The 17,627-nt window shown below is 39.7% G+C and carries 22 protein-coding genes and 1 pseudogene; 8 read left to right on the top strand and 15 right to left on the bottom strand.

Annotation, left to right across the window (positions count from 1 at the left end; genetic code table 11):
- Nucleotides 1-214 precede the first annotated feature (214 nt).
- The 4 genes from FZC78_RS11795 (at nt 215) to FZC78_RS11780 (ending at nt 3,083) form a co-directional block, all read left to right on the top strand.
- On the top strand, nt 215-1,087 hold the full coding sequence (locus tag FZC78_RS11795) for a TetR/AcrR family transcriptional regulator (protein ID WP_148939901.1): 873 nt from the start codon (nt 215-217) through the stop codon (nt 1,085-1,087).
- 284 nt (nt 1,088-1,371) lie between these two features.
- Nucleotides 1,372-1,776: a hypothetical protein gene (locus tag FZC78_RS11790; protein ID WP_148939900.1), complete on the top strand. Its 405-nt coding sequence runs from the start codon at nt 1,372-1,374 to the stop codon at nt 1,774-1,776.
- A gap of 464 nt (nt 1,777-2,240) precedes the next feature.
- Complete coding sequence (locus tag FZC78_RS11785) at nt 2,241-2,444, top strand: hypothetical protein (protein ID WP_148939899.1); 204 nt, start codon at nt 2,241-2,243, stop codon at nt 2,442-2,444.
- Nucleotides 2,445-2,450: 6 nt separating this feature from the next.
- Nucleotides 2,451-3,083: an STAS domain-containing protein gene (locus tag FZC78_RS11780; protein WP_353733576.1), complete on the top strand. Its 633-nt coding sequence runs from the start codon at nt 2,451-2,453 to the stop codon at nt 3,081-3,083.
- 255 nt (nt 3,084-3,338) lie between these two features.
- Here FZC78_RS11780 and FZC78_RS11775 read toward each other — a convergent pair whose 3' ends face one another.
- The 4 genes from FZC78_RS11775 to FZC78_RS11760 form a co-directional block, all read right to left on the bottom strand.
- Nucleotides 3,339-3,899, bottom strand: a complete 561-nt coding sequence (locus tag FZC78_RS11775) for a cysteine hydrolase family protein (RefSeq protein ID WP_148939897.1) — start codon at nt 3,897-3,899, stop codon at nt 3,339-3,341.
- A gap of 76 nt (nt 3,900-3,975) precedes the next feature.
- Complete coding sequence (locus FZC78_RS11770; RefSeq protein ID WP_148939896.1) at nt 3,976-4,437, bottom strand: hypothetical protein; 462 nt, start codon at nt 4,435-4,437, stop codon at nt 3,976-3,978.
- Nucleotides 4,434-5,066 carry a DUF3885 domain-containing protein gene (locus tag FZC78_RS11765; protein ID WP_148939895.1) on the bottom strand — a complete coding sequence of 211 codons (633 nt, stop codon included), beginning with the start codon at nt 5,064-5,066 and terminating at the stop codon, nt 4,434-4,436. The genes FZC78_RS11770 and FZC78_RS11765 overlap by 4 nt, the downstream gene beginning before the upstream one ends.
- Nucleotides 5,067-5,369: 303 nt before the next feature.
- Nucleotides 5,370-5,765, bottom strand: coding sequence for a hypothetical protein (locus tag FZC78_RS11760; protein WP_148939894.1), 396 nt, complete (start codon nt 5,763-5,765; stop codon nt 5,370-5,372).
- A 345-nt stretch (nt 5,766-6,110) separates the two neighbouring features.
- On the opposite strand from FZC78_RS11760, the pseudogene FZC78_RS11755 reads away from it, so the two are divergent.
- Nucleotides 6,111-6,396: pseudogene (locus FZC78_RS11755) on the top strand (IS1595 family transposase); the annotation flags it as partial.
- A 22-nt stretch (nt 6,397-6,418) separates the two neighbouring features.
- Here FZC78_RS11755 and FZC78_RS11750 read toward each other — a convergent pair.
- The 5 genes from FZC78_RS11750 to FZC78_RS11730 all read right to left on the bottom strand — a co-directional run bounded on the left by FZC78_RS11750 (nt 6,419) and on the right by FZC78_RS11730 (nt 12,206).
- Entirely contained in the window at nt 6,419-6,970 is a 552-nt protein-coding gene (locus FZC78_RS11750; protein WP_148939893.1) for a 2'-5' RNA ligase family protein, read from the bottom strand.
- A gap of 152 nt (nt 6,971-7,122) precedes the next feature.
- Nucleotides 7,123-9,708, bottom strand: a complete 2,586-nt coding sequence (locus FZC78_RS11745) for an ABC transporter permease (RefSeq protein WP_148939892.1) — start codon at nt 9,706-9,708, stop codon at nt 7,123-7,125.
- Nucleotides 9,705-10,388, bottom strand: a complete 684-nt coding sequence (locus tag FZC78_RS11740) for an ABC transporter ATP-binding protein (RefSeq protein WP_148939891.1) — start codon at nt 10,386-10,388, stop codon at nt 9,705-9,707. Before FZC78_RS11740 ends, FZC78_RS11745 begins: the two co-directional genes overlap by 4 nt.
- Before the next feature lie 122 nt (nt 10,389-10,510).
- Nucleotides 10,511-11,518, bottom strand: a complete 1,008-nt coding sequence (locus tag FZC78_RS11735) for a sensor histidine kinase (protein WP_148939890.1) — start codon at nt 11,516-11,518, stop codon at nt 10,511-10,513.
- A 1-nt stretch (nt 11,519) separates the two neighbouring features.
- Nucleotides 11,520-12,206: a response regulator transcription factor gene (locus FZC78_RS11730; RefSeq protein ID WP_148939889.1), complete on the bottom strand. Its 687-nt coding sequence runs from the start codon at nt 12,204-12,206 to the stop codon at nt 11,520-11,522.
- Nucleotides 12,207-12,425: 219 nt separating this feature from the next.
- On the opposite strand from FZC78_RS11730, the gene FZC78_RS11725 reads away from it, so the two are divergent.
- Complete coding sequence (locus tag FZC78_RS11725; protein ID WP_148939888.1) at nt 12,426-12,806, top strand: hypothetical protein; 381 nt, start codon at nt 12,426-12,428, stop codon at nt 12,804-12,806.
- A 518-nt stretch (nt 12,807-13,324) separates the two neighbouring features.
- On the opposite strand, the gene FZC78_RS11720 is transcribed toward FZC78_RS11725, so the two are convergent.
- Entirely contained in the window at nt 13,325-13,516 is a 192-nt protein-coding gene (locus FZC78_RS11720) for a hypothetical protein (RefSeq protein ID WP_148939887.1), read from the bottom strand.
- A 166-nt stretch (nt 13,517-13,682) separates the two neighbouring features.
- Between FZC78_RS11720 and FZC78_RS11715 the strand changes: the two genes are divergently transcribed.
- Nucleotides 13,683-13,967, top strand: coding sequence for a hypothetical protein (locus tag FZC78_RS11715; RefSeq protein ID WP_148939886.1), 285 nt, complete (start codon nt 13,683-13,685; stop codon nt 13,965-13,967).
- Nucleotides 13,968-13,993: 26 nt separating this feature from the next.
- The gene (locus tag FZC78_RS11710; RefSeq protein WP_148939885.1) at nt 13,994-14,827 is read left to right on the top strand and encodes an alpha/beta fold hydrolase; all 834 of its coding nucleotides are present in this window, start codon (nt 13,994-13,996) and stop codon (nt 14,825-14,827) included.
- A 415-nt stretch (nt 14,828-15,242) separates the two neighbouring features.
- On the opposite strand, the gene FZC78_RS11705 is transcribed toward FZC78_RS11710, so the two are convergent.
- The 5 genes from FZC78_RS11705 to FZC78_RS11685 all read right to left on the bottom strand — a co-directional run bounded on the left by FZC78_RS11705 (nt 15,243) and on the right by FZC78_RS11685 (nt 17,616).
- Nucleotides 15,243-15,467, bottom strand: a complete 225-nt coding sequence (locus FZC78_RS11705; protein WP_148939884.1) for a hypothetical protein — start codon at nt 15,465-15,467, stop codon at nt 15,243-15,245.
- Nucleotides 15,468-15,559: 92 nt separating this feature from the next.
- Nucleotides 15,560-16,060, bottom strand: coding sequence for an NUDIX hydrolase (locus tag FZC78_RS11700; RefSeq protein WP_148939883.1), 501 nt, complete (start codon nt 16,058-16,060; stop codon nt 15,560-15,562).
- A gap of 15 nt (nt 16,061-16,075) precedes the next feature.
- The gene (locus FZC78_RS11695; protein ID WP_148939882.1) at nt 16,076-16,354 is read right to left on the bottom strand and encodes a CPBP family glutamic-type intramembrane protease; all 279 of its coding nucleotides are present in this window, start codon (nt 16,352-16,354) and stop codon (nt 16,076-16,078) included.
- A 41-nt stretch (nt 16,355-16,395) separates the two neighbouring features.
- Entirely contained in the window at nt 16,396-16,599 is a 204-nt protein-coding gene (locus tag FZC78_RS11690) for a hypothetical protein (protein WP_148939881.1), read from the bottom strand.
- A gap of 78 nt (nt 16,600-16,677) precedes the next feature.
- Nucleotides 16,678-17,616 (bottom strand): hypothetical protein, encoded by a 939-nt coding sequence (locus tag FZC78_RS11685; protein ID WP_148939880.1) that lies wholly within the window; start codon nt 17,614-17,616, stop codon nt 16,678-16,680.
- Nucleotides 17,617-17,627 lie beyond the last annotated feature (11 nt).

Below are 17,627 nucleotides of genomic sequence, written 5' to 3'. Positions count from 1 at the left end.
ATCCTTCCATTTATATGGAAGCAGGATAATGCAGCATATGGAATAATCTTTAGAGATGGGCCATCACGGATTCCTTTAAGTTGATAGTTTCAATTGGAACATATGATATAATTAGTTGATTTGCAGACTATGCAGTGTAATTATGTTATCTATCACCCGACATTAAATAATTTTATACATTTATTTATCTTTAAAATAGAGGAAGGTGAATACGATGAATAAACGGAAAGCGATATTGGAAACAGCTGTAGAACTCTTCGGCGAACAAGGATACACCCAAACCTCGATGCAGCAGATCGCTGACAGTATCGGCATATCAAAAGGGTCGCTGTATTCATTCTTTCAATCCAAGGAAGATCTAATCATTTCCATTTACGAACACTATCAGCAGCTTGTTTTTGAAAGAGCCTATGTTGTTGGCCTTGATGGGAATTTACCGGATGATGTAAGGCTTGCCAAGCAGTTTCAGGTTCAGTTTGAAGGAATTTTGGAATACAAATCTTACATGAAAATGCATATGAGGGGCGACACGGCGAAAAACAGTGATAAGCTGGCAGCCATGGAACACAGGATGAGAGGACGGTTATTCAGCTGGCTGGAGCATAACCTTCTCCAGATTTATGGTGAAAAGATTCTTCCTTACAAGTGGGATTTGATGTGGATGACACAATCCATTTATTCCTCTTATATGATGCTGCTTATCTCCACGGAAAGCGGACTGCAGCCTTCTAAACTGGGAGAACACATCGTCAGGCAAATCTCGATTCTTGCACAGGATTTCTTTAATGGTAACAGCACTCCCCTTCTTGATGACGAAATCATGCAGCCTTTTTCGGTGAACATGGACCGGCAAGGTGCCTTCATTTCTTTTGAAAAACGGGAAACGGCCTGGAAAATGCTCTATTCTGCAATACATTCTTTAAATGGTGATTCTGATTACTACTTGAAAATGGCTGACCGTATTTCTGAGGAGTGCCGCAAATCAAAACCTGATGAATTGATTATCAAGGGTATGTTCAGGCTTCTCGCTGATAAAGAGGAGCTTAGACAGGCGGCAGTTGAGTTGGAGGATGAATTGCTTCCTTAGTACTGGGAATACAGGAGCCGTAAACGAATACGCTTGGCCTCGTTACGAGCTGGGTGGTTTTCATTGAACTAGGACCTATAGTTAATAAGAAACAGAGAGCGCCCGATCCTCTATGACACTGGAATTTGTCATCTTGTAAATTCGGGTGCTGTTTTGCCTGTTTTTAAATGCAGTATTGTGAAAAACCACTCTATTACCTTAACAATATATGGTAATATATTGTTAAGATTTGATAATCAATTCAATTGCAATTGAATTGATTAGGCCTTAGGAGGTAAACGACGATGAAGGATAAAAGTAATCCTTGGTTTATACTATTTGTTTTTCTAGTGCTGATCATTTTTACTCAAGGCACAGATGATATCGTTGACCCCAGTTTTTTTGTGCCTGCTATTATTATTTCCTTATTGCTTGGAGTTTCTGGAGTATATTTACTCGGAAAAGATATGGATTTCTTGAAAAATTTATATTTTTTAAGTTATGTGATGACAATAGGAATTGCTTTTGTACCTGCTGTTGGCAGTTATATTGAAGATGGTGACCGCTTCTACGGCTTTCCTGCTCAATGGTTCAGCTACTATCATCTGAGTGGATCTGTTTCCTTTCATATAATCGGCTTTTTATTCGATTTTTTCTTGTTTTATTTCCTGCTCCGTTTTTTGAATAAGATCTTCCTGAAGTCTTCTTAGTTTTAAACTCTTCCTATACTTTGTTGCTATTTAGTATGTATTTCGTCAGATAACAGCCTAAATCACCTAAAATATCTTTATAGAAAAGGCTGTTTTATCATATATTGTTGCTTTCAAATAATTCCGGATACTAAGAGTTTTATCTCTTTTCGGTGTTACCAGATTTCACCCTCTTAGTATGGTTAATTTTCGGAATTAGGATCAAATAGCAACAAAGTTTACGAAAAGAGCCACAGAAAAACATACACGACCAAGCACTTAGTCTAGATAGCCCAAGTTTTTTGCATTGTTTACTTCCATTGATTAATGTCACTTTCTTATTTCAAAATCTGCACACCTAATCCCTCAGTTATTTCCTCTTTGCTCCTTATTCTTTCTATATAAGGTTTTTTGGTATGAAGACTGCATGTTTTACGTTATACTTGCATGAGCGTTCTGTTATTATCTGTAAGGGGGTGAATGTTATGAGCTTTTCTCAAGTTGCGAATTATTCTTCCATAGAGGAAGCATCAAAGGATGTACTGGAGCTGATCAGTAAATTTGTTGATGTGAATACCTTCTTCGTGGCTAAAAATGATAAGAAAAATGTTGATATTATACAATCTTTTAATCGGGAAGATGCAGTGCTTGAAGCAGGATTCAAGACTTATTATCGTGATTCCTACTGACAATTCATCGTCAGGGGTGGTCGGGAACCACTTATCATAGAAGATTTATTAAAGTTTGATGAAACAAGCAACATGGAAGTAACTAAAAATCTTGGAGGCGGTTCCTTAATTGGAATGCCTATCTACTATAGTGATGGAACTAATTTCGGTACGCTTTGCGGAATGGATTTACGTCCGCATCATTTTACCGAGGAACACATCTCTCTATTCAAGGCGATGGCAAAGCTGCTAGAAAATGTCTTGAATCTGGAAAGAGCGAACCATAGAGTACAAGCACTTTCTGCTCCTCTTGTTCCTATTTCTGATACAGTGGCGATACTGCCGGTCATTGGGGATGTAGATGAAGACCGTACCAATAGAATTATGGAACATTCATTATCTCAGAGCCTTAAACAAGGATTGGAGTATATGATTTTTGACCTGTCAGGGTTAGTTACGATTGATGAGTGGAGCGCTTATAATCTGTTAAAGATCGGGCAATCACTGAAATTGCTCGGCGTTCGTATGATAATAACAGGAGTCCGTCCTGAACTTGCCTTAAAAGCCGTTCAATCGGGAAGTGATTTAGACCAAATACATACAGAGTCTAACTTGAGTGATGCTCTCCGCTCCATTGGGTATCATCTTGAAAAAATTTGATTATGCACTTTCTCTCTATAGGCAGTTACTAACAGACATAACGAACGCTTGGATTATAAATCCAAGCGTTTTGTTCTTTTCTCTATTTTACATAACTACAGCAGTCTTTCAAGGAGTTTGATCTCTATAAGACCAGCTTGTTAAACTTAGACACTCGGTTAGAGTTAATACTCTTTGTACCAGGAATATCCGAAAGCACCAATATATGCGAAAACAGACTTTAATTAGAAAAATGGCCTTTCACAGGACATAGCTCTACTCCCTATAAGAATCATGGGCCGGCGTGAATAAATCTTCCTCAGAGTTCCTGACTATTGAAAAATTCTCCACATTGTAATGGCCATGCAGCGTTTCATTGTGATGCTGAATGATCTGTTCGGCACTTAAACTTTTACTATCAGGTGTGGAATGTCCATCTTCCACGAGGGTAACATCCAAGCCATTGATCGTTGCTGTTCTGACAGCAGTATCGATACAATGCTGTGTGGCGCAGCCCATTATGACGATATGCTGTGTTTCAAGCGATTTCAAATGTTCCATTAACCCTGTACCATGAAACGAATTGGTCGCAGATTTATCAAAAACCAGGCTGTTTTCTGGTACATTTATGTCCTCATGAATCTGAAAACCTTTTCCAGTTCCTTGTCCTACATCCAGGTCTCTTACAAAAACAACCGGAATATGGGAGTTTGAAGCTTTAGTTATGACGAGGTTAATCGTTTCTACTAGCCTTTCCTTCTTAAAAACCGGCTGTTCATCTCCATTTCCTTCTATTAAGTCCTGCTGCGCATCGATTATTAACAATAATTGATTCATTGATTTTCCCCTTTCTTTATCAACTTTACCGCTTTCGGCAATCCAAAATCTTCTGCATTGCTTGATGGATACTCAGTCATTCATCTGTCCTTCCGTCCAATGACCAGTAGCCTCCCCCTAAGTCACTGTTTTCGGCTCCATATGGAAATGAGGTTCCTCCTATCACCTTGCCTTCCACAACATACACATAGGTATACACCTTCCCTTTGGCTTTAATGCCTCCACAGCACTCCCAGTCATCCAGTGGGTGATTTCGAACAAGGAATTTTTCCACATCGACTGTTTTTCCGATATGAGGATACGGATCATTTCCGGGCATCATCCAATAAAATTGATAAGGCAATGTTTCCAGTTTCTTTTTTGTGAGGGTATAACTTTCTTGGAGCTTTTCATAAGATAAAACTTCATATCCTTCTTGTTCAAGATACTCTTTGGCAATTGTGGAGGTTATGGAATCGGTAACGGCAGGATCATTTTGCTGACACCCGCTGGAAATGATAAGAAGAAAAATCAGCAGGATACTATATAGTAGTTTCATGGCTGCAAGATCCCCTTTTGCTCAAATTCTTCTTTTAAGGAATGGAGGGATTGAAGGTCGGCTGCAAAAATTTCGCATCCCCTATCATCGTAGATAAAAAAGATTAGATTCCTGGTGACATTAATGAAATATACATCCGGATAATAAGGACGATTCCCTTTTCCAAATCTCGGCTTCAATGGAAAATCCTCATTGCATGCGGCTTTAATCAGGAGAGGATAAGCCAGATCTTTTTTTAGGCATTTTACTGAAAACTGTGAAATGTGAAATGAAGCGGGTTCATCTAGGTTCCAAATGGGCAGCGTATCCAGTTCCACCTTATACCTCATTTCTTTACCTTTCAAATAACGATCAAAGATTTTCGCTTTCAGTTTAATCCTGCTTTTTTGAGTGCCATAGATGTTGCTGACGAGAAACATTTCATCCTTCTCATGAAACAATAAGTGAAAGATGCTCAATGACTGCTGGTATTCTTTTTCAAAGTATGTTAGATTCAGAGCGCCATTTTCCTTGTATGGATAGTGATCCCTGCCTAGTTCAACATGCAAGCCATATTTCCATTGGTGGAAACATCCTGGTTTTAAAACAAGTCCCGGAAAAGTAGTTTGAAGGTATTCGGTTAATCTCATCAATTCCCCACCATGCTTTCCGCACTTTCCGTTATTTTTTGAAAAAATTAGAAGAGATAATTATTACTATACCGAAGATAATGGCAGGAAGTGAATAGTCGCTAAATTGTTCGGGAGCATCTTGGATCGGGCTAATCCTGTTATTAAATAAGAATCCTAGTATAAATAACAGAAAGCCAATCAAGAAGAGTACTTTGCCCTTGGTGCTATGTTTACTTATGACCATCAGCTCCTTTTGTTTAGATTTTGAGTTAAACGTTAGTAGGTTCAAATGCAGTCAAAAACATCAGATGTTTACTAATTTTATCCTTCAAAGTTCTCTATAGAATCTCCTGTCAGCAATTCATAGAACACTTCTGCTTCTTCGTGCAGGATGACCGCTCTTTCATTACCATCAGCACTCGGCCTGAACATTTCGATCGAGTTGTTTTTAGAGTGAATATGGACGTCGACTTTCTTATTGTCAACGCTAAACATAAAGTCTGTTCCCGCGTAGAGATCAACTTTCGTCCACTTTTCGTTTTCCAGTGTCGCCATAAGGCTTTCGATTTCCTCCTGGCTTGTAATTGTATGGACCGTTTCGACAACTTCTCCCTCTTCTATTTTTTCAACGGCTATTTCCTGCTTTTGTTCAGGCTGGGTGCATCCAGCTAAGGTAAAAGTTATTGCCAATGAAGAGATAATAAGTTTAAGTTTCATGGTTAATCCCCCTTTTTATATGTTACAAGTGTAGTAAAAATCATTATATTGACATTTAAAATAGCTTAAGGAGCTACTGGAGAGCGCAAGAAGATGAACATAGCCATGCGGTTACCTCATCAAAGCACATTAGTGTGACCATTACTAATTTTACCATAAATAACAATCATTAGAGGGGTGGAATGGATTTTCCCATGTCTTTCTACAGATTATTGTATGTAGATATGTTTGAAAAAAAAGCAGAACAAGACAGTCCTTGTCCTACTTTAAAATACTTTTATTCTTCACAGCTGGTAGAATATAAAATCGGAACATCACAAAGCGACTCTAGCATAACATCAGCAAAAACTCAAAGGTCTCTTGCACGAAACAGTTAGTGAACGCCAAAAACAGCGAGTGAAGAAGGGGATTTATCATATACAACACGTTAATAATTTCCACAATCGCTTAAAAGGGTGGTTGGAGCGTTTCCAAGGTGTGGGAACGCATTATTTGGACAACTAACCTCTATTGGTTCCGTTGGCTTGAATTAGGGAAGAACTTAGCATTTGATAAGCGTGTTCAGCAAATGCTAATTTCAGCGTGTCAGAAATCCAATTATACAACCGTTGAAATGTTGAGAAGTGCATAAAAAAGACCTCAATACAGTGAGGTCAATTGTTTAAAGAGATATCGGAATACTTTTCATATCTTTGCTTTTCAATGTTTAGTTCATATACTCTAATAAAGTTCACTTCAAAATGGGGATATGGTGTCAATTCTTTGCCCGCTAATCTTTCCATTTCTTTTAGTTCCTTTTTAGAGAGTCCAGTAGAAATGTTTCCACCGTATTGTTCTTTTCCAAGAGTCAAGTGAGGTACAAAGGCATCAAGTTCATAATACTGTTTTATTAAGTCTTCTGACGGTGAAATCTCTTGCACTATTTCTTGATGCAATTTTGGTAAATTATTTGAGTTAACACTCAAATATAAAATGTTATCACCGAAATACTTTGGCTTATCTAATGACACTTGAAAAGGTTTGAAAGTTTCACACACTTTCTGCACTTTGTCTATCCATTTTTTATCTGGAGTTAGTCCTCCTTGTGCTTTCAAAGTTATATGAGGTTCTACACCCGATTGTTTAATCCATTTACTTTGAAAATGCTCAATTCGTTCTAAATATTCTTCTGGTGGGACAATTCCTATAAAATACTCCACTTTCATTCTTTTTCACTCCTATTATTGTCAGTTTTAATAATTCTACCAGAAAATTCAAAACATACAAATGAAATAATTATGTGAAAAACAACAATCTTTGAGAAAACAGCCAATAAAAAAGAGATGGGTGCTTTTGTCGCCCCATCCCTGTCTATCATTCAGATATTCTCTTGCTTCAATCCTTCGATGATGTTCTGCTTCTTGATTTTGGAGATAGAATACAGCATGGCCGAGCTGACGATGAGGAAAATCGCTGCTACTACAAACAGTATATCCAGCCATGGGACACTGAACCCATATTCAAAGGTTTCTCTTACTGAGAGATGTATCAGGTACATGATTACGAAGCTTATCGGCAAACCATACAACAGCGCATTCACTCCATAGAAGATACTCTCGTAATTGATCATTTTGTTAAATCCCTTCGGCGTCATGCCGACTGACTTCAGCATCGCAAATTCTCTTTTTCTCAGTGAAATGCTGGTAGAAATAGTGTTAAAGATATTAGCTATCGAAATTAATGAAATTAACGCGATAAACCCGTAGGTAAAGACAGATAAAAACATAATCAACTGCTGTTCACGTTCTCTATTTTGTACAACATTGTAAATATAAAGTGAAGAGGGGGCAACTTCTTCTAGTGCTTCCTGGGTTTTATCAGCATCACTGCTGTTAAGGTAAAGGCTGGCGTCCACTTGATCCAGCGCCTGATCTTTTACGATACTTTCCAGCGTCTCCATTGGCACGACAATATCCAATCCGCCGAGGCCTGCTGTATTGCTGCCCGTAGGCATTTCTCCTGTCATTGCTCCGATCTCAACATTTCCTAATGAGGTGACTTCGTTTGTTTCATAATTCGTAAAGAGGAGTTCAATTGAATCTCCAGGATTTGCATTTATAGAGGCTGTTTCAATAAACCTGGAAGTTGCAAAGTCCTGATAGGCTAAATCCTCTATAATAATTGCCTTGGGATCCTCTGAATTCCTATAAGCTGCCTCATCCGTCCCAACTTTTTCGGCATACTTTTTAAAACTCTCTTCATTCAATCCATACAGATTGATGTAGTATTGGTACTTTCCGTCCTGTAGTTCAATTTGCTCATCCTGCTTAATCAATTCTTTCAATGCTTCAGGAAATTTATCCTCTTCGACCAATGATGTTAGCTGGACTTTTTTTTGGATACTATAATCCGTCACAGCTTCCAAGTCCACTAAAGGTTCTAATAGGGATGTATCCCCTTTGCTTCCTGCCACCAAAATATCGTAGTCAATATTCATTTGTGACATCTCAACCGACCTGCTTAAATTATCTGTAAAAAATGAAACAGATAGGAAAAGAATAATACTGATGACAAGCGAAAAGAGAGTGGCATAGTATCTCTTTTTATTCCTTTTGACATTTTTCATCCCGATTTCAGCTTCCAAGCCGAATATTTTCCTTAAGAGCTTGGATGTTTTAACTGTTTTCCGTGATAATTTAATATCCTGTGTCTGGCGGATCGCATCAATCGCAGAAACTCTTGATGCCTTTCGTGCCGGCACGTAGGTAGAGATAAAAATAGTGCATATCGAGATTAAGCAGGCTGCGAAAATGGAGGATGGTGTTACTACAACTACAAGCTTTTCCGTTGTCCCTAATGCCTCTTCTAAAAAAGAGTTGATGAACATGAATGTCAACGCAATACCGCCTACACCAGCCAAGACTCCAATCGGAATACTGATAAGCCCGATTACTGCACCTTCAAAAAAGACCGAGTTTCTCTTTTGCTTCTTGGTCGCCCCAACACTGGAAAGCATCCCCAAATGCCTAGCTCTCTCAGAAACACTGATCGCGAACGCATTATAAATCAGCGATACCGATCCAATAATGATCACCGCAATAATAATGCCTGCCAAGGAGAACATGGTTGTTCTCAGATTTCCACTATCTGTTACACCATAGAAACGTAAAAGCTCATCATTGAACCCGATTTTCTCAACACCAATTTGCTCCGCCAGTTTTTGAGCCTGTTCGAATAGTGAACCGTTTATTTCATCTAACACGACAATGGCATCAGCTTCTGAAGATTGCCCTAAATTTTCAGCGTCAATATAATTAATTACTGTATACCCTGGTGACCATGAATTTTCCCAGGTTGGCATTTCGATTGTTCCAACAACTGTGAAGGTTTCCGTGGAGGTTACTTCCAGAGTTTCACTAATTCCGTTCTCATCCCTCTGAATCGAATAATCCTGTGACAAGGGTTCACTCTCGCCTCCCAAGAGCCTATTACCGATATTTACAGTCATTTCATCGCCGATTTTATATTCAATTCCAGTGTCTGCAGCTATTTCTTCAGAAATGACAACTTCATCTTCAGCTTGGGGAAGCCGGCCGCTGCTTAATTCAATCGGAAACTGTTCCATTCCTTGGGAGTTATATGCTTTAAAAAATAGATAGGGCTTGTCTGTGTCTTCTGCCCCTTCCAGCTTCGCGTATCCAACGTCATTAGATAGAATCAAGTCTTTAGTATTCTCATCCTCTTGTATCTCTTCAACTTGTTCGCTAGTGACATTTTTATATTGAACATGCCACTCACCATTGTCTGCAATGGACTGCCTCTGAAGCAGATCAAGAAATGAGACACCGAGCGTAGCGACTGCGGTCACCATTGCAACTGAGATGATGACACCAATGATCGTTACGAGTGTTCTTCTCTTGTTTTCCTTCAAATGCCTCAATGTCAGTTTATTGATGATGTTCATGGACGGATCACCTCGTCCTTGGCGACTTTTCCATCGTTGATTTCAATTACGCGGTCGGCCTGCAGGGCAATCCGTTCATCGTGGGTGATGACGATCAATGTCTGGTTATATGTCTTATTGAACATTTTTAAAAGTTCCATGATTTCATTGCTGTTTTTACTGTCGAGGTTGCCTGTCGGTTCATCTGCCAGTATGATCGCCGGATTGCTGATTAGTGCCCTGCCGATTGATACACGCTGCTGCTGGCCGCCGGAAAGCTGGTTGGGAAGGTGACTCAGGCGGTTGGTTAAACCAAGAGTGGAGGCAATGTCATTGAACTGCTTTTGATCCACTTTGTGTTCGTCCAGAAGCATCGGCAGCGTCATGTTTTCTTCAACAGTCAGGATCGGTATCAAGTTATAAAATTGATAGATTAAGCCAATCTGCCTGCGCCTGAATATCGCCAGCTGTGTTTCGTTAAGTTGATAAATATCCGTGTTATCGACCAATACCTTTCCTGTGCTTGGCCTGTCCACCCCGCCGAGTAAATGAAGCAAAGTGGATTTACCAGAACCGGATGGACCGATGATGGCGACAAACTCCCCTTTCTTCACTGAAAACGATACATCATCCAATGCCTTTACCGCTGTTTCTCCCTTGCCGTAAACCTTAGACAGATTTTCTATTTGTAATATACTCATCGTAAACCCTCCATATTTTAAGTGTTGACCTCAGTATATCTGCCTAAGATGACTTTCAAGTGACTTTCAAAGTGACAATTTAGTCACTTAAGAGGATAGGTACGTCTCCTCAATGGACGAGCCTATCCCCTTTCTGTTCTGTAAAATTTGATGATAAATTCAGATCCAACACCGGATTCGCTTCTGACTTCGATATCCCCCTGCTGACCGGTAATGATGCTGTAAGCCATCGCAAGGCCGATTCCTACACTATCTTCACCTGCATTTCTCCCTTTATAAAAACGCCGGAAGATATATGGAAGATCTTCTTTTGGAATTCCCTTCCCAGAATCTTTCACCCTTATTTCGGTAAAAAGAGGATTCTCCGAGTATGAGATGGTTATCCTTCCGCCATTAGGAGTATGCTCCACGCAGTTCTTCAAGATATTGATCAATGCCTCTGCTGTCCAATGGAGATCTCCAGTAAAAGTGACATGGTCATCTCCCTCTCTTAAAATTTCCTGCTCCTTGATATCCATAGGGATGGACACCGGCTGTACCGCCCTGTCGATGAGATCGCGGACAGGAACTTCATTCTTCTTGAATACTACGGTCCCGGCGTCAATTCTCGATATTTTTAAAAGAGAAGAAACCAGCCATTCAATCCTCTCCAATTGAACTGTTATATTCTTGGTGAATTCATCTCGTTTAGACTCTTCCAGGTTTTTATCACTCAGCAAATCAGCCATCACCGTCATGGATGTCAGCGGAGTTTTCAATTGATGAGAGATATCCGAAATGGCATTCGTTAATTTGATTTTATCCTGTTCCAAATGGGAGCTCTGCTCTGACAGCATTAAAGTGACTTTATAGATATCACTTTTTAAAATACTCAGTTCTCCTTCGTAATTGTCCCGGACATCCAAGTCATAATCGCCATTGCTGATGCGTCTTAAATATCCGGAGAGCTTTTCAATTTCACGATATCTCCATTTCGTGAAAATTAAACTGCAGCCAACAAGCAAGGCAGAGGCGGCCAGCACTACTAATGCAGCAGCGCCCGAAAGAAAGAAAGCTGCTGCTCCACTGAAGACCGCTGCTATCAGGATCATGACTATAGTAAATAATTGAATTTCCCTATTACGCCACATATTATTGACCTGCCTTGTAGCCCAGGCCCCGGACGGTCCTGATGATCATAGGACTTTGAGGATTGTCTTCAAGCTTTTCCCGCAATCGCTTAATATACACAGTCAGGGTATTGTCGTTCACGAAATCACCTGCCACATCCCATATCCGGTCAAGCAGCTGGGCTCGCGTCAAAACCTGTCCGATATGATTGGCAAAAATCATCAACAGCCTGTATTCCAGAGCAGTCAACAGTACCTCTTCTCCGTTTTTGAATACTTTTCCTTCCAAACTGTTAATCCGGATATTCTCAATATCTATGTAGGTTCTCGCCTGTTCCGGCTGCTTATGGTAACGGCGCAGCACTGATTTAATCCGCGAAAGCAGTTCACGGACCCTGAATGGCTTTGTAATATAATCATCGGCCCCCATGTCCAGACCCATCACCACATTGACCTCATCATCAAATGCCGTCAGAAAAATGACAGGCTTGTCCTCGTGCTTCTTCACCAATTCACAAAGGTCATACCCGCTTCCATCAGGCAGGGACAAATCAAACAAACATAAATCTATATCATTCAGCCTGTCACGTATCTCCAGTTTCGCCGATTGCACATCATGGCAAAGAACCATATCATAGCCTTCCTGCCGAAGAGAATACTCCAAACCAGCAGCAATCGTGCGATCATCCTCCACCAACAAAACTCTCATCTTATACACCCCAACCGAAAACCTTTTTCCTCTATCATATTTTATCTCTCCCATTCCGTCAAAACGGACTTTACCACATTAAAGTGTTAACAGGGACAGTCCCTTTTTGTACGTTGTCGCGTTGAAGGTATAAAGTCTTCAACCCTTTTTCTATTTTCAGTCATTTTCTATTCGGACAAACCATATTTTATATATAGAATGTGATGGGAGGACAGCATTATGAAACAATTCCTTATATCAATGGCAATTATTCTCTCAGTAGGGACAGTCCTTATGCTAAATGGGTTCACAGATAATGTTCAAGAAGTGAATTCTTCCTTTGAAAACGAATTATCCGAAGAGGCCGCTGCACAAACTCCTGCAGAACCTCTCCTCTTACCGGCAGAGTTAAATAATTTCATTGAAGAAGAAAACAAACCTGACACAGCACAGACTGAGCTGATTCCAGCGAATCTGGAATATCTCTTTGACGCGAAATTTGAGGAAGACGGTTATATTGTGGAAATCTATAGAGAATATGAAATTTACCGAGATGCTGATGGAAATGTGATCAAAGAAGTTCCGACAAGCAATTTTGAATATATGAGGTATAAAGAGTAAGATCCCGTTTTCTTCTTATTTTGGGCAGACAAGTTTACTCAATCCTGTAAAAACCTCAAAAACACACTGGATTAATAACCGGTGTGTTTTTGAGATTTATTTAGTATTTTTAGTTAACTACCTTGCCTGTAGGATATAACTTTTAAAGTTTAGGGTGAAATTAGAAGAAAATGCACCAAAAAATCAGAGGAACTCAAAGAAAACCGAACGTTTTGATAAGGAAACCTACCATTAACTTTGAGGAAGCCAAAGAAAACGGTGCGATTAACAAGGAAACGTACCACTAACTCTAAGGAAGCCTAAGAAAACGGCAGGATGAATAAGGAAACATACCATTAACTCTAAAAAAAGCCTAAGAAAACGGTACGATTACCAAGGAAACGTACCATTAACTCTAAGGAAGCCTAAGAAAACGGTACGATCATCCGGGAAGCGCACCAAATAATCAGAGGAATCCAAAAAAATGGAGCGGTTAAATAGAAAACGCTTCTTGTGAAACTCACTTATCCTAAACTAATTCAAACATCAGATGAATCATCGTAATCATACCGGAAGCCGTCTTCGTTTGCAGGTGTCTGGCTATTCTCGCCGGCTTGCAATTTTTCAAGTAGTTCCTGATGCAATTTCAACTCTTCTTGATCCGTTGTTAGACCATATGCTGACTTCAATGCCTTCTCGATAACTGCTTGTTCCTCACTAGATAACTTCATAATGTCCCCCTTATTTCTCATCAATCACCTTACATTTTTTGCAGCTATCCATGTAATTATGTATGATCCTTCCACTAACGCTAAGAGATTATGAAATACACTTTTTCTGTATACTTGAAACTTTGCTTCAGCTAATCCGTAAGAACCATTAAGGAGGCGGTAAGTAATGGACTATGGGTTACTTGTAATTGGAATAGCTTTTTTAGTGGTTTCTTACTTGATAGGTGTTAAGAAACAAACCAAATTACTTGTAGGTTTTAATAAGAAGATGATAAAAAACAAGTCTTTACTGGGAACAGTTACGGGATTGGGGTACTTCCTCCCTCTTGGTGTTATTGTGGTTTTCAATAGTATGGTTGACTACTCCCATGAGGGAACAGTGTTTATGGGGGCGATGCTATTGCTCCTGACAGCCTTGTATTTTTTTATTAATAAAAAACTGCTTGACTGAGTCGCAGTTCTTAAGGAAGTGTAGTTTTGGAAGAGAAATTCATTGAGATAAATGGTAAATCATTATTTGTTAAAGTGAAAGGACATGGGGAGCCTATTATTTTCCTTCATGGAGGGCCCGGCGGCAGTCTCGAGTACTTTTTACCACATATTGAGCCATTAGCCGAATATTATCAAATTATATTATATGATCAAGCTGGCTGTGGTCAATCAGAAAAGCTACCAGGAGATCACTACTCCATTGAAGATGAAATCGATAATCTTGAATCATTAAGAAAAGCACTAAACTTGGAAAAAGTGGCGTTATTCGGAGAGTCCTGGGGAAGTATCCTGGCTCTATCTTACGCAGCCAGGTATCCCTCCAATATTCATAAGCTCGTTCTGACAGCTGTTTTGGGCTTGTCTTCTGAGCACTATCACACTTTTAAAGAGGCCCTTATTCAAAAACTAGGACTCTATAAAAAGTTGAAGCTGGGTTATTATTCACTTGTTTCAGTTTTAGGAGTAAATACGGCCGAAAAGGTTAACACCTTGCTGGATCCTTACTATGTTTTTTCCGGTGATGCGTTAACAAATAAAAAAGATATTCCTTACAATAAAAAAGCACTTCATCAAATTAGCAGAGACATTGAAAAGAACTTCAATTTGCTTCCTGTTATTCATAAGATTAATTGTTTACCTATTCTTATTGCCCAGGGAACACACGATATTCTTACTCCAGATTATATACATAGAAATGTAATGAAACACTTAAAGAATGCACAGCTTATTGAGGTAAAAGAAAGCGGTCATTGGACAGTACTTGAGCAGCCAGAGCAAATCAGATTGTTAACGGAATCTTTCTTAAAAACTCCTCACTAAACCATTGTTCCTGCAAAGATTGCGGCTTCCCAACAGGTACTGGATTTCCTGGTATGGATTATAATTATGTTCTCAACATGAAATAATAAGTCTCACCCGCCCCACCAATGATTATTTTTCACCCTTTCCTCTTCTTGTGTTATCTTCTCACTTCGATGTTTCTTTACGGATAGTAAACTGACTAAAAATCCTAATATGCTAAAAATCACTACCATAAAAATAAAGGTCCATAGCATATGCTTCTCTCCCTCTCTTGGGTTAGAATGATTTCTTCGTTACATCAATTTCCAGAAAATGTTTATAAAAGGAATTCTATTTTCAGAAAAGTGGAATCCTTTTCTTTCATCCCGTCATATTCTATCCCGTGATAAAACAGAAAAGGCCGGACAAAAGTGTCCAGCCTCTTTATCTCTAATCAGTATTGATACCCATAACCAGGCGGGCAGCAAGGTCTTGGCGGACCAACCCATGGCGGTGGTGGTGGCGGCGGATATCCGTAAAACGGTCTGGGACCTATAAGCGCAGAACCTAACAAACCTCCTGCCAATCCTCCTAAGAATGGCAAGCCGAATCCAAATCCAAAGAAACGTTGATTTTGCGGTTGATGAGGGCCTCTGTAGTACATACATTTTACCTCCATTTCCTATATATCTCTACACTATTTTATATGTAGGAAATTGGGTTTGGCTTGGGCATCTGTCCCAAATGTACAAAAGCTGCTCCGCAAATGTCTCATGTCCTTTCCAGGTTGGTGAATTGGTGAATTTTTGAACCAATCAGTAAGTATTCTGAAGGGTCTTTTTGCACAAAATGCTTTTCAATGAACCTCAGTACATCATCATTTCCGGGTAAGGACGCTGTTTCTATTGCTTCTTCAAATGAGAACCATTTAAAATTACTATGCTCTTCATTTAAAATGACCTCGTGCTTTTCATCCACATACCCCACGAAGACCGGAGCCAGGTAAATATAATTCTCAGCTGGTGAATAAAACTGGTCGAACTTATTGGAGGTGTAGAGCACCACATCCTCAAGTCCGGTTTCCTCATGAATTTCTCTTAACGCTGCTTGCCATGCCTTTTCCCCTTGTTCAATGCTTCCGCCTATATAACACCATGCCCCTCTTAACACTTCTGAATTTCTTTTTAACAATAATACCTTGCAGCCGGTTTCTGATTTCTGCAGCAGCACCACCGCAATTCCTGAGCTCTTTACCTCTATGTTATTCTCCAACTCTTTTCACTCCCCTTATGTAATTACTTCTGCAATAAAAGGTCCAATTACGTGCAGTGTTATATCCGCTGTAAAATGAGCAATAATCGCAAATTCCAGGCCTAAATATACAAACAGCGCTCCAAATATAATGCCGCCTATTCCATTAATGATCAGCATGCTTGCAAAAATCCCTAAAGTCATTTCAAAAGCAGAGGAAGCGACACTGAAGTGCATCAATCCGAAAACAAGAGAAGAAAGAAGGATAGCTGACCATTTATTAAGTGAGGCAGTGCGGCCTTTTTTGAATTTCATGAACAGCCAGATTAAAAAAGTAATAAGAAACAGACGGAATATTATTCTTCATTGACTGCTGCTCCAAAGGAACCCAATATACCCAGCCACCATGAGGGTTCGTTAAGAGAAGAATTATCCACTCCAAGTTTTTCAGAAACGAGTAAACTGAAAATGATAATCGCCGTACCTGCTGCCGCTCCGTAAAAGGCCGAAACAACAACTTTCTTTCGTAAGTTACTAACGGTTCCTCCTTGGCCGGCCATCGAATCAATGATAGGAATCTTGACTCCTGTTCGTTTTGCCAGCCAAAGTGCAATGAACAGCAGAATTCCCGCTTCCAGCTATACCTGTACAACATAATACAGCATGAACGCCCATTGACTGAGACCCATGAGTTCATGATAGTTTTCCCTGGCCATAGCGTATGGAGCAATGGCGAGTGCACCTAATACGTTGAGAAAAAGCAGGATGAAGTAAACTTTCCAATTGATGAGAGGTCGTTTCTTCTCCCTAACCTCCTCTGCAGGAAAAAGCTTTCCTACTTCTTTATAAGTCACCATGTTTTGCTCTAACGCTTCTACAAAAGGTTCCGGCTGATCCATGTAGATCAATGCTTTCGTAACTTCTTTCTTTTGACCGAAATACCCTCTGGCATAAATGGGGTTTTTGAAAATAATTTCATATTTCAGCTCATCAGTAACCCCGAATATCCTGGTGAGTACCCTGGGAAGGGCTCCTGCATGGAAGACCTTTTTCTCATGAACCATTCCCCCGCTTTTATGGTACTGCACCTTCGCCGGCTGGATGACTTTTATATCTTTAACATGGAACGTCAACTCCCTCCTTGCTCCAATCTTCATTCGCACTTTATTCTTTATGATTTCTATAGGAGAGTTTCTGACAAGATTATAATCTCCTAACATATAAAGAATACTGTAAACGTGAAGAACAAGAAGAATGTTGGCTCTCAGAGGATCGACTTCTTTTAAATAAATATGAAAGACGATTCCTTCGATGACCTGTTCATGAAGCAGAGCCAGGAATAACCAGAAGTACAGGGAGCCTTTATGATAGGCAAAGGTTTGGACGCCAGGCTTCTCTTTTCCTTTCCTTCTCCACCAAAAAAAAGCGTAAAACAGCAGCAGCCACTCTTTTTTTATAAGCGTAATAAAAGGATTTCCTTCAATATCGCCGCGCCTTTTTTTCACAAAAAGGACGACCGCAAAGATTTCTGCTGCTGTAATTAAAAGGACAATCGATATAATAAGCTGAGTATCCACAGGACCACTTC

It is taken from the genome of Rossellomorea vietnamensis (assembly GCF_008180415.1).
GTDB classification, from domain to species: Bacteria; Bacillota; Bacilli; order Bacillales; family Bacillaceae_B; genus Rossellomorea; species Rossellomorea vietnamensis_C.
Note: the sequence above shows the minus strand (reverse complement) of the source record. Positions and strands in the feature narration are given on the sequence as shown.

Bases quoted from the DNA above. Each gene is read 5' to 3' on its own strand.
- FZC78_RS11715 (WP_148939886.1), top strand. From the start codon at position 13,683: ATGGACTATGGGTTACTTGTAATTGGAATAGCTTTTTTAGTGGTTTCT.
- FZC78_RS11725 (WP_148939888.1), top strand. From the start codon at position 12,426: ATGAAACAATTCCTTATATCAATGGCAATTATTCTCTCAGTAGGGACA.
- FZC78_RS11785 (WP_148939899.1), top strand. From the start codon at position 2,241: ATGAGCTTTTCTCAAGTTGCGAATTATTCTTCCATAGAGGAAGCATCA.
- FZC78_RS11750 (WP_148939893.1), bottom strand. From the start codon at position 6,970: ATGAAAGTGGAGTATTTTATAGGAATTGTCCCACCAGAAGAATATTTA.
- FZC78_RS11775 (WP_148939897.1), bottom strand. From the start codon at position 3,899: ATGAATCAATTATTGTTAATAATCGATGCGCAGCAGGACTTAATAGAA.
- FZC78_RS11760 (WP_148939894.1), bottom strand. From the start codon at position 5,765: ATGAAACTTAAACTTATTATCTCTTCATTGGCAATAACTTTTACCTTA.
- FZC78_RS11790 (WP_148939900.1), top strand. From the start codon at position 1,372: ATGAAGGATAAAAGTAATCCTTGGTTTATACTATTTGTTTTTCTAGTG.
- FZC78_RS11735 (WP_148939890.1), bottom strand. From the start codon at position 11,518: ATGTGGCGTAATAGGGAAATTCAATTATTTACTATAGTCATGATCCTG.
- FZC78_RS11695 (WP_148939882.1), bottom strand. From the start codon at position 16,354: ATGAAATTCAAAAAAGGCCGCACTGCCTCACTTAATAAATGGTCAGCT.
- FZC78_RS11765 (WP_148939895.1), bottom strand. From the start codon at position 5,066: ATGAGATTAACCGAATACCTTCAAACTACTTTTCCGGGACTTGTTTTA.
- FZC78_RS11730 (WP_148939889.1), bottom strand. From the start codon at position 12,206: ATGAGAGTTTTGTTGGTGGAGGATGATCGCACGATTGCTGCTGGTTTG.
- FZC78_RS11720 (WP_148939887.1), bottom strand. From the start codon at position 13,516: ATGAAGTTATCTAGTGAGGAACAAGCAGTTATCGAGAAGGCATTGAAG.
- FZC78_RS11690 (WP_148939881.1), bottom strand. From the start codon at position 16,599: ATGGCCGGCCAAGGAGGAACCGTTAGTAACTTACGAAAGAAAGTTGTT.
- FZC78_RS11795 (WP_148939901.1), top strand. From the start codon at position 215: ATGAATAAACGGAAAGCGATATTGGAAACAGCTGTAGAACTCTTCGGC.
- FZC78_RS11745 (WP_148939892.1), bottom strand. From the start codon at position 9,708: ATGAACATCATCAATAAACTGACATTGAGGCATTTGAAGGAAAACAAG.
- FZC78_RS11740 (WP_148939891.1), bottom strand. From the start codon at position 10,388: ATGAGTATATTACAAATAGAAAATCTGTCTAAGGTTTACGGCAAGGGA.
- FZC78_RS11705 (WP_148939884.1), bottom strand. From the start codon at position 15,467: ATGGAGGTAAAATGTATGTACTACAGAGGCCCTCATCAACCGCAAAAT.
- FZC78_RS11770 (WP_148939896.1), bottom strand. From the start codon at position 4,437: ATGAAACTACTATATAGTATCCTGCTGATTTTTCTTCTTATCATTTCC.